This is a genomic window from Rhodococcus sp. NPDC057014 (assembly GCF_042673295.1).
Classification (GTDB): Bacteria; Actinomycetota; Actinomycetes; order Mycobacteriales; family Mycobacteriaceae; genus Rhodococcus_F.
This window is the reverse complement of record NZ_JBHUSF010000022.1, coordinates 1-14512: the sequence shown is the minus strand read 5'-3', so window position 1 is coordinate 14512 and position 14512 is coordinate 1. Positions and strand designations below refer to the sequence as shown.

The window sequence follows — 14512 nt, the reverse complement described above, 5'->3', positions numbered from 1 at the left end:
AGATGTTCATGGCCAGCGATCTCACCCGAACTACCGACCCGTCCCAGCAAGTCGACGCCCCGGGGCGGCACTCGCACAGACTCGGCGTCATCGCCGTCGTCGCCACCTTCGGCGGCCTGCTCTTCGGATACGACACCGGAGTCATCAACGGCGCACTCGAACCGCTCAAGGAAGACCTCCAGCTCACCTCGTTCACCGAGGGCCTGGTGGTGAGCATCCTGATCTTCGGCGCCGCGATCGGCGCCCTGATCGGCGGCCGGATGTCCGACCGGTACGGACGCCGGCACAACATCCTGGTGCTCGCCGTCATCTTCATGATCGGCACGATCGGCTGCGTGCTGTCCCCCACGTGGGAGATACTCGCGCTGTTCCGCTTCATTCTCGGCCTCGCCGTCGGCGGCGCATCCGCGACGGTGCCCGTCTACCTCGCCGAGATCTCCCCCGTCGAACGGCGCGGCAGCGTCGTCTCCCGCAACGAGGTCATGATCGTCTGCGGGCAGTTCGCCGCATTCGTCATCAACGCCGTCATCTTCAACGTCTGGGGTGAGCACGACAGCGTCTGGCGCTTCATGCTTCTGGTCGCCGTCACCCCGGCCATCGTCCTGTTCGCCGGAATGCTGAGGATGCCGGAGAGCCCGCGCTGGCTGATGTCGCAGGACCGGCACGACGAAGCGCTCGCCGTACTCCTCCAGGTCCGGTCCCCGGAGCGGGCACACGCCGAGTTGGAGGAAGTCCAGGCGCTCGCAGAGGAAGAGAAGCTCGCGCAGACCGGCGGTCCCGCGGACCTGTCGGTGAAGTGGATCCGCCGTCTCATTTTCATCGGCGTCGGACTGGGCGTGTTCCAGCAGGCCACCGGCATCAACTCGGTGATGTACTACGGCACCCAGCTGCTCGGCGACGCCGGATTCTCGTCCAACGCAGCCATTGTCGCGAACACCCTCAACGGACTGTTCAGCGTGCTCGGCGTCCTCACCGGCATCGCCCTGATCAACCGGATCGACCGTCGCAAGATGCTCATCGGCGGTTTCGTCCTCACCACCACGTTCCACCTCCTCGTCGGCCTGTCGGCGTTCCTGCTGCCCGACGGCACCGCGAAGGCCTACTTCATCCTCGTGTTCGTGGTTCTGTTCGTCTTCTCGATGCAGGGCACGATCGGCCCCCTGGTGTGGCTGATGCTGTCGGAGATCTTCCCCCTGAAGATCCGCAGCTTCGCGATCGGCATCTGCATCTTCATGCTGTGGATCGCGAATGCGATTGTCGCGCTCGTCTTCCCGCCCCTCGTGGCGGCACTGGGAATCGCCGCCACCTTCTTCATCTTCGCGGGCCTCGGCGTGCTAGCTCTCGTCTTCATCACCACCCAGGTCCCGGAAACCCGCGGCCGCTCCCTCGAGGAACTCGAAGAGCAGTTCCGGCGCGAGTATTCGTGACCGGCGACGCACCGAGTCTCCTGAAAGGTTGACCCCATGACAGTGCTCGTAGCAGTGACCGATACCTCCGAAGGATCGCACGCCCTCCTCGCCGGTAAGAAGGAAGCCGCGATGCTGGACACCGATCTGCTGGTGGTGAACCTCTCCCTCACCGAACCCGAAGAGGTGCACACCCTCGCGGACGACGGAGTGACCGTCCTCGACCGGATCGGCCGCGGCGACCGCGATCCCGCGACCGCCGTGCTGGATCTGATCGACGACCGGCCCGACATCGAACGCCTCGTGATCGGCGTCAAGCGCCGCAGCGCGGTCGGCAAGGCCCTTCTCGGCAGCGTGAGCCAGCGGCTCATCCTGCAATCCCCGATCCCGGTTCTCGCGGTCAAAACTCCTCAGTAGTACCCGTTTTCACGTTCCGCCGCGGCGCCCGGCAGCAGGGAGGTCACCCCTTCCCGCCGCCGGGCGCCGCGGTCGAACGGCGAACACTGAGCGTCGGCGCGTGCAGGTGGATGCGCCGCGACTGCGACGGTCGCTCCAGCCGCTGCAGCAGGAATTTCGCGGCCTGCGCACCGACCGCGAAATTACCGTTGTTGACCGACGTCAGCGACAGGTGCCGGATCCGTGCGAGATACGTGTCGTCGTACCCGACGAGCGAGAGGTCGTCGGGAACTCTCAGACCGCGGTCGTCGGCCGCCGACAGCGCGCCGACGCACGTGACGTCGTTGAAAGCCAGGATCGCCGTCGGCCGGGGGTCGGCATCGAGCACCCGGCCGGCCGCGACGTACCCGCTCTCCTCGGTCATGCCGGCGAACTGCACCGACGCGAGGTCACCGCACCCGGCCTCGGTCATCGCCTCGGTGAACCCGTCGCGGCGCAGCGTGCCCACCACTCCCGGCCCCTGCAGGTAGGCGATCCGCCGATGGCCGAGGTCCAGCAGATGCCGGGTGGCCAGCCGGGCACCGGCGATGTCGTCGTCCGCCGCGATGTCGACGTTCGGCAGACTCGGTTCGTGGGTTCCGGCGAGGACGACGGGGACGAGGGCCGCGGCCCGTTCGATCGCGGGGCCGGCGTCGGTGGTGCCCACCACCACCAACCCGTCGATCCGCTGCGACAGCAGGGTCTCGACGGTGTCCCGTCCGACGCGCTGATCGAGGTGGCTGTCGGCCAGCACCGGCGCGATCCCGACGGCGTCGAGCGTCGTCGTCATACCCTCGAGCAGTTCGACGAACCACGGGTTGCGCAGGTCGTTCAACATCACCCCGACTGTGCCGCTGCGTGATTCGGACAATCCGCGGGCGATGGTGTTCGTCCGGTAGTCGAGTTCCTTCATGGCTTGGGTGACCATCTCGCGGCGGGCGGGGCTGACGTTCGCCTCGCCGCGGAGCACCCGGGACACCAGCGATTTCGACACCCCGGCCCGCGCGGCCACGTCGCGGATCGTCGGTGGGCGGAACGACGACGCTCCCGGCGCGGCGTCCGTCGTCTCACCCTCGGCCGTGCCGCGATCTGATTCGTTCACGAGGGACAGCATATGGAGCCGGGGCCGTGTTACGCTCATCACAACTGGGACCGGTCCACGTTTGTCCCTTTCTCGAAGGAGCCGAGTTGAGCGTGCAACGAAGCCTGCGGCTGTCCGCGGGCATGGTCGGCGGCGGGCAGGGTGCCGACATCGGCAAGACCCACCGCTACGCGATGCGCCTGGACGACCGATACGACCTGCAGGCGGGAGTCTTCGGGCGGAATACCGCGTCGTCGGCGCGGATCGCGGACGGCCTCGGCGTGCCGGCCGAGCGCACCTACCGCGACTACCGGGAGATGGCCGAACGGGAATCCGCCCGCGAGGACGGCGTCGACGTGGTGGCCGTGACCACCCCGAACGACAGCCACTTCGACATCGCGCGCACGTTCCTGGAGGCCGGCATCTCGGTGGTGTGTGAGAAGCCCCTCACCGGCGACTCGGAGTCGGCAGCGGAACTCGTCGCGATTGCCGAGTCGTCCGGCGCCATTCTGGCCGTCCCGCACTGCTATTCGGCCTACGCCATGGTCCGGCACGCGGCCCAGATGGTGCGCGACGGCGACCTCGGACGGATCCGGTTCGCGGCGGTGGAACACGCGTCCGGCTGGGCGGCGACACCCCTGGAACTCGGCGAGCACCGGCAGGCCCGGTGGCGCACCGACCCCGACGTCGCGGGATTCCCCAGCGTCGTCGGCGATCTCGGCACCCACGCCTTCCAGCTGTTGCGTTTCGTCACCGGTCTCGAGGCCACCCGGGTGTCGGCCGAACTGGGCACTCTCGTTCCCGGACGGCGGGTGTTCGACAACGCCACCGTGCGCCTCACCCTGTCCAACGGGGCACCCGCGACGCTGTGGGCGAGCATGGCCGCCACCGGAAACGAGCACGGCCTGAGCATCCGGGTCTTCGGCGACACCGCGAGCATCGAATGGCGGCACGAGGATCCGCACCACCTGACGGTCCGCGACCTCGACGGCAGCACCACGATCCTCGCGCAGGGAATGCGCACGCTGTCCGAGGACGCCGCCCGACTCACCCGTCCCGGTCTGGGACACCCCGAGGGATTCCTCGAGGCGTTCGCGAACTTCTACCGCGACCTCGCCGACGAACTCCGCGCCCGCCGCGACGGCGAGCCCACCACCATCCGCGATCTGTCCTTCCCCACCGGACGCGACGGGCTGATCGGCGTCCACTTCGTCGAGGCCACGGCCGCCTCCCACGACGCCGACTCGGCCTGGATCGTTCCCGCTTTCGCACACGAAAAGGTCGGTATCTGACATGCAGCGTTTCGCCCTCATCGGAGCCGGGTTCATCGGCGGCGTTCACGGCGCCAACCTCGCCGCGCACCCCGACGTCGACCTGGCCCTCGTCTTCGACATCGACCTCGCGCGCGCGACGGACCTCGCCAAGCGGCACGGCAGCCGCGCGACCACCGATCTCGCGGAAGTCTTCGATTCCACGGCGATCGACGCCGTCTTCATCGCGTCGTCCACCGACACCCACGCCGAGCATCTCCGCACCGCGGCGACGGCGGGAATCCCGGCCCTGTGCGAGAAGCCCATCGACCTCGACCTCGCGCGCGCCGTCGACATCGTGCGCTTCGCCGACTCCCGGTCGCTGCGGGCGATGGTCGATTTCAACCGCCGCTTCGATCGCGACTACGCCGAACTGCAGCGGGTGGTCGCGGCCGGCGAGATCGGCTCGGTGGAGCTGATCCAGATGACCAGCCGGGGTCCGTCGATGCCGCCGCTCGAGTACATCGCCGTCTCCGGCGGGCAGATGCGCGACCAGACCGTCCATTTCTTCGACCTGGCGCGGTGGATCTCCGGACTCGATCCGGAGTCGGTGTTCGCGACCGGTTCCACACTGGCCGAACCCCGCCTCGCCGAGTACGGCGACGTCGACACGTCGGCGGTCACCCTGCGTCTGCCCGGCGGCGCACTCGTCCAGATCGACTCCACCCGGCGGATCGGCTACGGCTACGACGAACGCATCGAGGTGCTCGGTTCCACCGGCATGGTCGAGGCGCGACGTCAGCGCGCCGGGTCCGTTTCCCGGTACAGCGCGGGCCGCGTCGTCGACGACGGGATGCACGCGGGATGGTTCGAGAGGATCAGGGCCAGTTACCGCACCGCGCTCGACCACTTCGTCGACGCGCTGGAGAGCGGCGCCGCCATCGGACCCACCCTGTCGGAGGCGTTGAAGGCGCAGGCGATCGCCGAGGCCGCGACCCGCTCGCTCACCAGCGGTCGGATGGAGCCGATCGAGTACCCGGCCTGAAAAGTCACACCGGGTCGCCGCGGACGACGACGTCGGCCCGGGCGCGGCCGGGTGCAACCAACGCGGCGTTGCGTTCGTCGCTGCGCCGCACCCACTCTCGCGCCTCGCCGGGTGACTTGCCGAACCGGACGTGCCGCTCGACGAGGCGCGCGACGCGCTCGTCCCCGTCCGGGGCGAGGAACCACGCTTCGTCGAGCAGGGCACGCACCGCCGTCCACGGTCCCTCGTCGAGGAGGAGGTAGTTGCCCTCGGTGATCACCAGCGGAACGTCCGGCGGGACGGCGATCGACCCGGCATAGGACTCCTCGACGTCGCGGTGGAACTGGGGGGCGTACACCGTCTCGCCGTTCGGTTCCCGGATCCGGTGCAGCAGTGCCACGTACCCGGCAGCGTCGAATGTGTCCGGCGCGCCCTTGCGTCCGGCCCGGCCGAGGCGGACCAGTTCCGCACCCGCCAGGTGGAACCCGTCCATGGGCACGACCACCGCGGACGATCCCAGCGCCGTCAGCACCGCCGCGGCCACCGTGCTCTTGCCCGAGCCCGGCGGTCCCGCTATGCCGAGAACGCGGCGCGTGCCCGGTTCGGCCACCGCCCGGGCGCGCGCGACGAGTTTCTCGAGTCGACCCACCTCTTCTACGGTGTCACGTAGAACGTGCCGACGCTCGGTGTGCCGTACACGTCGTAGAGGCCAGGGAGATGAGCGGTCACGCTGACGAGCACCTGGCCGGGGCCGGTCATGACCGCATCACGATCAGGATGCTGGTCGGTGATGACCCCGGAGGCTCCGGTCGACAGGTTGATCCACTGGAACTCGTACCCGTAGCCGTCCGGGGTCGGATAGATCTGCCCGTGTCCGTGGTGGACGACGGGGTTGTAGAACGCGCCGCCGCGGGTCAGCGGCCAGCCGACCACCGTTCCGGGGATTTGGAGGGTGGTCACGCCCTCGAAATGTGGCGGTTCGGCATTCGCCGGCACCGAACACCCGATCCATGCGCTCACCGCGAGCACACCGATCGTCGACTTTCGCACTGTTCGACTCACGTCGATCCCTCCCCTGGTTCGGATTCCGCTGATATGTCCGATTCCGGGGACGATTCGTTACGGATCGAAATCTTCGTGTCAGAAGACCGTTCCGACGTCGTTGGCGACCAGGTGGTCCAGGGCGCGCTCGGCAACGGCGGCGATGGTCATCGACGGGTTGCACGCCGCGGTATTGCCGGGCATCAGGGCGCCGTCGAGCACATACAGCCCGCGCTGGCCGAGCACCCGGCCTTCGAGATCGCAGACCGTGCCCATCGACGCCCCGCCGAGCGGGTGCCAGGTGGAGGGGAACACCGCATTGGTGTCGGTGAGAATACTTGCGGGACCGGCGATCTGCCGCACCATCGGGTCGATGCGGCCATTCTGGATGACGGCGTCGCCCTCCCTCGGCCAGCGCAACACTGCGTCGCCGGCGGCCGGGTCGTACACGAAACTCCCCCGCCCCTCGCTGACGCCGTAGCCGACCAGCATGGTGCTGCGTGCGTCGAACGACAGCGGTGGTATCGACGCCTGGATGACCGTGGCCGCGGCGGCGGGGTCGTCCCAGTTCAGACTGCCGTAGACCACCGGACCGCCCTGTGGGGCACCGAATTCTTGTTCGAGGCTCGTCCAGACGTAGATCCGGTCGGCGTTGGTGCCCCAGCCGGACCCGAGCCCGTCGGGCAGGTCCGGAATCCGGCCCGTCGCCGCAGCGCGCACCAGCAGTTTGGTGGTGTTCAGGCTGCCGGCGGCCATCACCAGGGCATTCGTGGTGAGGATCTTGTTCTCGAGCACGGTGCCGGATGTGTCGATCCGGTCGACGTACACCGTCCAGCGCCCGTCCGCGGCCCGCTCGACGTCGGTGACCTGGTGCAGGGTTTCCACCGTCACGCGGCCGGTCGCCTCCGCGGCGGCGATGTACGTGACGTCGACCGAGTGTTTGCCGCCGTTGTTGACCCCGAGTGCGCCGTCGCCGTTGGTGTACGAGGGCTTCATCCGGCCGCGGAGTTCGTCGAGCGCGAAGTTCCAGTCGATCGGCATCGGGATCTTCGACAACGGGAGCCCAGCGCGCTGTACGTTCTGCGCAAACACCCGTGCTGCCTGGTAATTCGGGCTGTCGATCAACTCGTCGGGGGCGACGGACAGCTGCAACATGCGCGCGACCCGCGGATAGTGCACCCGGTCCATCGTGGCCCAGTCGAGCGCGTCGGGCAGATGCGTGTTGAAGACGGCCTCGGCCGGTTGCAGCGTCATCCCTTGGTAGACAAGGGAACCGCCGCCGACGCCCGCGGCGCACAGTGCGGTCATGTTGTCGCCGGGCACCGCCTCGAGAAGGCCGGTGTACGGCTCGAGCGCCACCGGCCTGCCGAACAGCTGCGGACTGGACCGGTACCAGAGGATCCGCTTGTCCGGGGCGGTGGCGCGGGGAAAGGTCTCCGCGTCCGGTCCTGTCGGCCAGCGCATTCCGCGCTCGAGCACCAGAACCGGCGCGCCCGCCTCCGCGAGTCGAAGCGCCGCGACGCCGCCACCGAATCCCGACCCGACGACGATGACCCGGTGGTCTTCGCGCGTGAGCGGAACGGTGCTGCGGCGGCCGGTCCCGGCCTGCGCGACAGACGGATTCGCCAGCGCGAGACCCGCGGCGGCGGCCCCGGCGAGAAAGGAACGGCGATTGAGTGCAGGCACAGATTTCCCCCAGATCACAGACGGACTCACTCGGCGAGATGTCGATCGATCAGCGTGGAGCACTTCACTTGGCCGTGCTCAAACTAGACACTCCGAGCAGGATGTGTCAAGAATTATCTGCGACTGCCGTTACGAGCTGGACGGCATCGCCGGCAGCAGCCAGCGGGTGAGGAAGCTGCGCAGGTCGTCGTCGGCGTGCACGGCGTCGTCGTCGAACAGAACCACCGACAGCGCCAGCCTCAGTGCGATCTCGACGATGTCGTCCAGGCTCGACTCCACGCCGGGGTCGCGCTCGGCGAGCGGCGCGAGCAGTTCGCGCGCCACGGGTTTCGCGCGCGACATCATGCCGGTGTCGAACACCGGGTTGCCCCGCTCCGCCTGGAGCAGGGCGGCCAGCACCGGATGCGTGCGCACCGCTTCCCGGCCCGCGACGATGAGTTCGACGACGTACTCGCAGGTGGTGTCGGTGGCGTCCAGCCGGGAATGGATCCCGCCCAGCACCTCGACGGCGAGACCGGAGATCGCCTGCGAGACCAGTTCCTCGCGCGACCCGAAGTTGGAGTACACGGTCTGCCGCGTGACGCCCGCACCGCTGGCGGCCGCCGCGATGGTGACCCCTTCGAAGCCGTCGCTCGCGATCAATTCGAGCGTGGCGTCCAAGATCTTCCTCCGCGACCGCATGCGCCCATTATCGAGCACGATCCCGACCTGCCCGGTCGCGACTGCTCGGCGCCTCCGCCGAGACCGTGGGTTCGGCGTCCACGTCGGTGGTGCCCAGCCGGGCGTAGAGGTCGGGGTTGCGTCGCGCGAGCCGCGTGCCGAGTGCCAACCCGATCACCAGGCTGACCGGCGTGACGGCGACGAGGATCGTATTCACGGCGGGTCCGGCGACGGTGAGCAGGTCCATCTTGGCCACGATCAGCCATGTCGCGTACGTCAACAGGGCGAGGGCGGCGGCGGGGGCCACCCGCACCCTCCAGACCGAATGCCCGCGGCGGTCCCGCCAGAAAAACGCGAGAACGGCTGCGGCGGCCATGGCCTGGAGCACGACGATGCCCACGACGCCCGGCGAATTCACCCAGAGCAGGAGCTGGAGGTAGGGATCGGCGCCTGCGAGCGCGAACCCGGCGATCACGATCGCCGCGAGCAGACTCTGCACGGCGCTCGCCACGTACGGCGACTTGTAGACCGGGTGCAGCTTGCCGAGGGCCCGGGGAAGTACGTGCTCGCGCGACAACGCGAAGGCGTAGCGGGTGATCGCGTTGTGGAACGCCAGCAGGCTCGCGAGGATGCTCGTGATGATCAACAGTTCCATGAGCGTGCTCGCCCAGCCGCCGACGTAGTTCTCGATGGCGTCGAAGTACATTGCGGCGGGGTCGGAGGCGGCGAGCGCGAGCGCCTGATCGGGCCCGTACGCCTGGATGATTATCCACACCATGAAGGCGTAGAAGAGTCCGAGGAACGCGACGGCCAGGTACGTCGCCCGGGGGATCGTGCGGGACGGATCCTTCGCCTCCTCCCGGTACAGGGCGGTCGCTTCGAACCCGATGAACGCGGCGAACGCGAGCGTCAGCACCCCGCCCAGGCCGGGGCTGAAGACGTGTGTGGGAGCGAACGACTCGACACCGAGGCCCTCGGCGCCGCCGCGAAGGAGGACTGCGGCGGCGAGCAGAACCAGAATCCCCGTCTCGGCGGTGAGCAGCAGGATCAGGAACCGCGCTCCGACATGGACCGATCGCGAACCGAGGAACCAGATGAGCCCGACGCCGATCAGCGACCACAGCCCCCACGGCAGGTCCAGGCCGACGAGATCCGCCATGGTGGACTGGGTGAAATACCCCAGGGCGCCGAAGATCCCGATCTCGAGCGCGTTGTAGGACACGAGGGCGAGGACCGCGGCCGCGAGACCCCACCGGGGACCGAGCCCGATCGAGATGTACGAGTAGAACGCTCCCGCGTTGTGGATGTACTTGCTCATCGCGGTGAAGCCGATCGCGAACACGCCCAGTGCGAGCCCGGCCAGGATGTACCCGCCGGGCGCCCCGAGGCCCCCGACGTTCAGCGCCAGGGGCGCCACACCCGCCATCACCAGCAACGGCGCGGCGGCCGCGACGACGAAGAACACGATGCCGGCGGTGCCGAGGGCGCCGCCTTCGAGTTGCGCGCCGGAGGCGGGTCCGCGTGCGGTTTTCTTCATGAGGAACTTCTCCAGTCCGGGCAGGGGCGCGACGGCGGGGAAACCAGGGCGCGGATACGCGACGAGAAACAATCGAATGTGTTTCGATTAGATTAGAACGTAGTGACCGGCGCCACAAGGGCATAATCGAATGAATTTCGATTGGAAAGGTGGGTGCAGCGATGGGCAGACCCCGCGTCGCACGCCTGGACCGCGAACGAATCGCGGAAGCGGCGCTCGAACTGGTCGATCGCGACGGCGACTTCCGCATGCCGGATCTGGCCCGCCACCTGAACGTGCAGGTGTCGTCGATCTACCACCACGCCAAGGGCCGCGCGGCCGTCGTCGAACTGGTGCGCCACCGCGTCGTCCGGGAAATCGACGGATCGTCGTTCGAGCGCCTGCCGTGGGACGAGGCCCTGTCCGAGTGGGCCCGGTCGTACCGGGCCGCGTTCAGCAGGCACCCCACGGCCATCCGCCTCCTCGCCACCGAAACGGTGCGCGACCCCGGTTCGCTCTCCGTGTATCACGCGGCGGCCGCCGGTCTGCGCGACGCCGGCTTCCCCGACGACCACATCATGGCCGTCATCACCGCCGCGGAGAATTTTCTCCTCGGGGCCGCCCTGGACGCCGCCGCGCCGGAGGTCATGATCGAAGCGGACGCGACGACGTCGGACGATGCGCTGACCCGGGCGCTCGCCGCCGCACCCCGCGGCCCGGAGCGGGCCGAGCAGGCGTTCGAACTCGGCCTGGCGGCACTGCTCGCGGGCTTTCGCGCCCTGCTGCAGGACCGCGGCGCGGTGCGGCAATAGCACCGGACGTCAGTGAACCCGCTTGCCGCCCAGCCAGGTTCGGGTCACGGCGAGCTGGCCGAGCGCCTGCGTGGACGACAGCTCGTAGGGATCGACCGGCAGCTGGATCATGTCGGCCCGCATTCCCGGCAGCAGCCGGCCCCACAGGTCCTCCTCGAAGCCCTGGTAGGCGACGCCGGCCGAATACGCGGCGAGGGCCCGTTCGAGGCCGACGCGTTCCCGCGGCAGCCATCCCTCCGACGGGATGCCGGACGGCGTCTGCCGGTGGATCGCCGTGGCGATGCCCTTGATCGTGCGCCACCTCCTGACCGGACTCGACGACAGCGTCGACCTCATCGTTCTGCCCGAACTGTGGCGCGTGGGATACAACCACTTCGACGACTACGCCGTGGCCGCCGAAACTCTCGGCGGCGGCACCGTCCAGGTTCTGGCCTCCGTCGCCGTCGAGCGGCGCTGCTACATCCACGCCGGCAGCATCGTCGAACAGGGCGAAGAGGGCAGACTGCGCAACACGGCTGTCCTGATCGGCCCGGACGGCCAGATCCACCACCACTACAGCAAAGTTCACGTGTTCGGATACGCCTCCCTCGAGGCGCAACTCCTGCAACCGGGAACGCAGATCCACACCACCGACACCCCGTTCGGCCCGATCGCGGCCACCACCTGCTACGACCTGCGCTTTCCTGGACTGTGGACCGAATTGGTCGCCGCCGGAGCGAAACTCGTCATCGTTCCCGCGGCCTGGCCGAAGGCCCGCAGGGAGCACTGGCAACTGCTGACGTCGGCCCGCGCCGTCGACAACCAGGTCTTCGTGATCGCCTGCAACGCCACCGGCACCCACAATTCCGTCGAACTCGGCGGCCACAGCCGGATCGTCGACCCGTGGGGAACGGTGATCGCAGAGGCCGATTCGGCCGAGGGCATCACCATCGCCGAGATCGACCCCACCGCGGTCGACCGCACCCGCGCCGAGTTCCCGGTCCTGAGCGACCGGCTCGACGACTACAGCTTCCTCAACCGCAGAAAGGTCCTGTCATGACCGGCGCCACCACGCAGGTGCTCACCTTCGACACCCTCGACTCTTCCGAGACCCTGCGATTCGACGACGTCCGGACCCTGGTCGCCGGGTACACCGGCCGGGACGAAGCGGCGGTGCAACATCACATCGACGAACTCGCGGCCATCGGTGTCGCGCCGCCGGCGCAGGTCCCGATGTTCTACCCCGTCGAGATCGCGACGATCACCACCGCGGCGCAGGCCCCGGTCACCGGCGCGCACACGTCGGGCGAGGTGGAGCCGGTGATCCTGCGGCACCGGGGCCGGTACTACCTCGGCGTCGGGTCCGATCACACCGACCGCCAACTCGAGACCGTCGACATCGGCGACTCCAAGCGGGCATGCCCCAAGCCGGTGGGCCCGGCCGTCGTGGAGATCGAGGACTGGGCGTCGTTCGACTGGGACGCCTGCCGGGCCCGGTCGTGGGTCGACGGGGTGCTGTACCAGGACGGCACGCTCGCCAATCTCCGCACCCCGCACAACCTTCTGCAGATCTTCGCCGACCGGATCGGCGACACCGGCGAGGACCTGCTCTGCTTCGCGGGCACCCTGCCGCTGCTCGACGGAAAGTTCACCCCCGGACACCGGTGGGACCTCGAACTCACCCTGCCCGACGGCCGGACCCTCACCCACACCTACACCACCGAAGGACACTGACATGCGCACCGGAGCCGACTACCTGGCCTCCCTGAACGACGGGCGAGTCGTGCTCGTCGACGGGGAGAAGATCGACGACGTCACCACCCATCCGGCGTTCGCACCCGTGACCCGGACGATGGCCGAGATGTTCGACCTCGCCGCGGACGAGGCCAACGGCATGCAGTACGTCGCGCCCGAGACCGGGAACCCGGCCAATCGGGTGTTCTCGATTCCGCGGTCGCGGGAGGAACTCGCGCAGCGGCGGGAGGCCATCGAGCGGTGGGCGCGGCACACGCACGGCTGGATCGGCCGCAGCCCCGACCACGTGGGGACGTTCCTCGCCGCGTTCGCGGCGCATCCCGAGGTGTTCGCCGCCGACCGCGACCACGATTTCGGGGCGAACGTCTCCGCGTTGTACCGGCGCCTGCTCGACGAGAACCTCTACGTCTCGTACGCGATCATCCCGCCGCAGGTCTCCCGGGCGACGACGGCGTCCGGCTGGGAGGGCGAATACCTGCAGGCCGGCGTCGTCGAGGAGACCCCGGAAGGTCTGGTCATCCGCGGATCGCAGATGCTTGCCACCGGCGGCGCGATCGCCGACGAAATCTTCGTCTCGTGCATCAAACCGCTCGGCCCGGACGACAAGGACTTCGCCGTCGGATTCGTCGTCCCGGCCAACGCCCCCGGCCTCAAGCAGTACGTCCGCCGCCCGTACATCCCGGCCGCGACGAGTTCGTTCGACTACCCCCTGACCTGCCGCTACGACGAGCCCGACTCGCTCCTCGTCTTCGACGACGTCCTCGTCCCGTGGGATCGGGTGTTCGTCGACCGCGACACCACCGGTGTCCGCCGTCAGTTCTTCGAGACGGGCGCACACGTTCTCGGCAACTGGCAGGCGCAGATCCGGTTCGCGACGAAGCTGGAATTCATCGCCGGCGTCGCGCGTCGCGTCACCCAGGTCAACGGCGTCGACAAGATCCCCAGCGTGCAGGAAAAGCTCGGCGAACTCGCCGCGCTCGTCAGCGGGGTCCGGTCCGCGGTGCTGGCCGCCGAATACACCGCCGAGCCCGATTCGGCGGGGATGTGGTTGCCGGGCAGGCAGGCCCTGTACGGGTCGATGGGCCTGCAGTCGGAGATCTACCCGCGGGTGATCGCGATCCTGCGCGACCTCGTCGGCGGCGGCGTGCTGCAACTCCCGTCCAGCGTCAAGGACCTCACCAGCCCGCTGACGTCCCGCGACATCGAACACTACGTCCAGTCGCCGGGAGTGCCGTCCGAGGAGCGCATCAAACTCTTCAAACTGGCCTGGGACATCATCGGCTCCGAGTTCGCCGGACGACACCAGCAGTACGAAATGTTCTACGCCGGCGCTCCCTTCGTGGTGAAGGGCGCGTACACGTACCGCAACTACGACTACGACAGCGCCGTCGCGGCAGTGCAGCAGTTCACCGACGGCTACAAAGCGGAAAGCGAGTAAACCCTCATGGCCAAGCCCGAATTCGAATTCTTCCCGGTCACCGGCGTCGAGTGGACCGTGTGCCCCGGTGACGACCCGAAGATCACCGAGCGCATCCTCTCCAAGGACCCCGAGGGCAACGTCGCCACCCGGATCCTGCGCTACGAAGCCGGCGCCGACTCCACCCCCATGGGCGTGCAGAAGCACGACTTCTGGGAGGAGGTCTACATCCTCGAGGGGTCGTTCACCGACCTCACGCTCGGCGAGACGTTCACCGCCGGAATGTACGCGTGCCGGCCGCCCGGCATGCCCCACGGCCCCTGGAGCACGGACGAAGGCGTCGTCACCTTCGAAGTCCGGTACCACAGTAAGTAGGCCCGCGATGACCCTTCCGGCATTCCACGCCCCCACCCCCACGGACATGCGGCGCAGCATGGGCCGGTTCACCAC

General features: G+C 68.6%; 16 protein-coding genes. 9 read left to right on the top strand and 7 right to left on the bottom strand.

Going from position 1 to position 14512, the window contains the following annotated elements; all coding sequences use genetic code 11:
- The first annotated feature begins 8 nt into the window (after window positions 1-8).
- Both ACFTZB_RS07265 and ACFTZB_RS07260 read left to right on the top strand, forming a co-directional pair.
- Window positions 9-1427: a sugar porter family MFS transporter gene (locus ACFTZB_RS07265; RefSeq protein WP_378430770.1), complete on the top strand. Its 1419-nt coding sequence runs from the start codon at window positions 9-11 to the stop codon at window positions 1425-1427.
- 36 nt (window positions 1428-1463) lie between these two features.
- Window positions 1464-1823 carry a universal stress protein gene (locus ACFTZB_RS07260; protein ID WP_124391936.1) on the top strand — a complete coding sequence of 120 codons (360 nt, stop codon included), beginning with the start codon at window positions 1464-1466 and terminating at the stop codon, window positions 1821-1823.
- Window positions 1824-1866: 43 nt separating this feature from the next.
- Here ACFTZB_RS07260 and ACFTZB_RS07255 read toward each other — a convergent pair whose 3' ends face one another.
- Window positions 1867-2943, bottom strand: coding sequence for a LacI family DNA-binding transcriptional regulator (locus tag ACFTZB_RS07255; RefSeq protein WP_378430768.1), 1077 nt, complete (start codon window positions 2941-2943; stop codon window positions 1867-1869).
- Between the two features lie 86 nt (window positions 2944-3029).
- On the opposite strand from ACFTZB_RS07255, the gene ACFTZB_RS07250 reads away from it, so the two are divergent.
- Both ACFTZB_RS07250 and ACFTZB_RS07245 read left to right on the top strand, forming a co-directional pair.
- Complete coding sequence (locus ACFTZB_RS07250; protein WP_378430767.1) at window positions 3030-4214, top strand: Gfo/Idh/MocA family protein; 1185 nt, start codon at window positions 3030-3032, stop codon at window positions 4212-4214.
- Between the two features lies 1 nt (window position 4215).
- Window positions 4216-5217, top strand: a complete 1002-nt coding sequence (locus ACFTZB_RS07245; protein WP_378430766.1) for a Gfo/Idh/MocA family oxidoreductase — start codon at window positions 4216-4218, stop codon at window positions 5215-5217.
- Between the two features lie 4 nt (window positions 5218-5221).
- On the opposite strand, the gene ACFTZB_RS07240 is transcribed toward ACFTZB_RS07245, so the two are convergent.
- The 5 genes from ACFTZB_RS07240 to ACFTZB_RS07220 form a co-directional block, all read right to left on the bottom strand.
- Window positions 5222-5845, bottom strand: coding sequence for a nucleoside/nucleotide kinase family protein (locus tag ACFTZB_RS07240; protein WP_378430765.1), 624 nt, complete (start codon window positions 5843-5845; stop codon window positions 5222-5224).
- Window positions 5846-5850: 5 nt separating this feature from the next.
- Window positions 5851-6156: a hypothetical protein gene (locus ACFTZB_RS07235; protein ID WP_378430764.1), complete on the bottom strand. Its 306-nt coding sequence runs from the start codon at window positions 6154-6156 to the stop codon at window positions 5851-5853.
- A 180-nt stretch (window positions 6157-6336) separates the two neighbouring features.
- Window positions 6337-7923 carry a GMC oxidoreductase gene (locus tag ACFTZB_RS07230; RefSeq protein WP_378430763.1) on the bottom strand — a complete coding sequence of 529 codons (1587 nt, stop codon included), beginning with the start codon at window positions 7921-7923 and terminating at the stop codon, window positions 6337-6339.
- A 129-nt stretch (window positions 7924-8052) separates the two neighbouring features.
- Window positions 8053-8604 (bottom strand): TetR/AcrR family transcriptional regulator, encoded by a 552-nt coding sequence (locus tag ACFTZB_RS07225; protein WP_378430762.1) that lies wholly within the window; start codon window positions 8602-8604, stop codon window positions 8053-8055.
- Between the two features lie 7 nt (window positions 8605-8611).
- Window positions 8612-10120 (bottom strand): APC family permease, encoded by a 1509-nt coding sequence (locus ACFTZB_RS07220; protein ID WP_378430761.1) that lies wholly within the window; start codon window positions 10118-10120, stop codon window positions 8612-8614.
- Window positions 10121-10281: 161 nt separating this feature from the next.
- Here ACFTZB_RS07220 and ACFTZB_RS07215 point away from each other — a divergent pair, with 161 nt between their 5' ends.
- Window positions 10282-10911 carry a TetR/AcrR family transcriptional regulator gene (locus ACFTZB_RS07215; RefSeq protein ID WP_378430760.1) on the top strand — a complete coding sequence of 210 codons (630 nt, stop codon included), beginning with the start codon at window positions 10282-10284 and terminating at the stop codon, window positions 10909-10911.
- Between the two features lie 9 nt (window positions 10912-10920).
- Here the strand turns inward: ACFTZB_RS07215 and ACFTZB_RS07210 are convergent, their stop codons facing one another.
- Window positions 10921-11247 carry an amidohydrolase family protein gene (locus ACFTZB_RS07210; RefSeq protein ID WP_378430759.1) on the bottom strand — a complete coding sequence of 109 codons (327 nt, stop codon included), beginning with the start codon at window positions 11245-11247 and terminating at the stop codon, window positions 10921-10923.
- On the opposite strand from ACFTZB_RS07210, the gene ACFTZB_RS07205 reads away from it, so the two are divergent.
- The 4 genes from ACFTZB_RS07205 to ACFTZB_RS07190 are packed head-to-tail and all read left to right on the top strand — an operon-like array spanning window position 11204 to window position 14437.
- The gene (locus ACFTZB_RS07205) at window positions 11204-11950 is read left to right on the top strand and encodes a carbon-nitrogen family hydrolase (RefSeq protein WP_378430758.1); all 747 of its coding nucleotides are present in this window, start codon (window positions 11204-11206) and stop codon (window positions 11948-11950) included. The two genes, ACFTZB_RS07210 and ACFTZB_RS07205, sit on opposite strands and share 44 nt — an antisense overlap.
- Complete coding sequence (locus ACFTZB_RS07200; protein ID WP_276140481.1) at window positions 11947-12624, top strand: DUF2848 domain-containing protein; 678 nt, start codon at window positions 11947-11949, stop codon at window positions 12622-12624. Before ACFTZB_RS07205 ends, ACFTZB_RS07200 begins: the two co-directional genes overlap by 4 nt.
- Window position 12625: 1 nt before the next feature.
- A complete protein-coding gene (locus ACFTZB_RS07195; protein WP_378430757.1) occupies window positions 12626-14083 on the top strand; it encodes a pyrrole-2-carboxylate monooxygenase subunit in 1458 nt (485 codons plus the stop codon).
- A 6-nt stretch (window positions 14084-14089) separates the two neighbouring features.
- On the top strand, window positions 14090-14437 hold the full coding sequence (locus ACFTZB_RS07190; RefSeq protein WP_378430756.1) for a cupin domain-containing protein: 348 nt from the start codon (window positions 14090-14092) through the stop codon (window positions 14435-14437).
- Window positions 14438-14512: the final 75 nt, after the last annotated feature.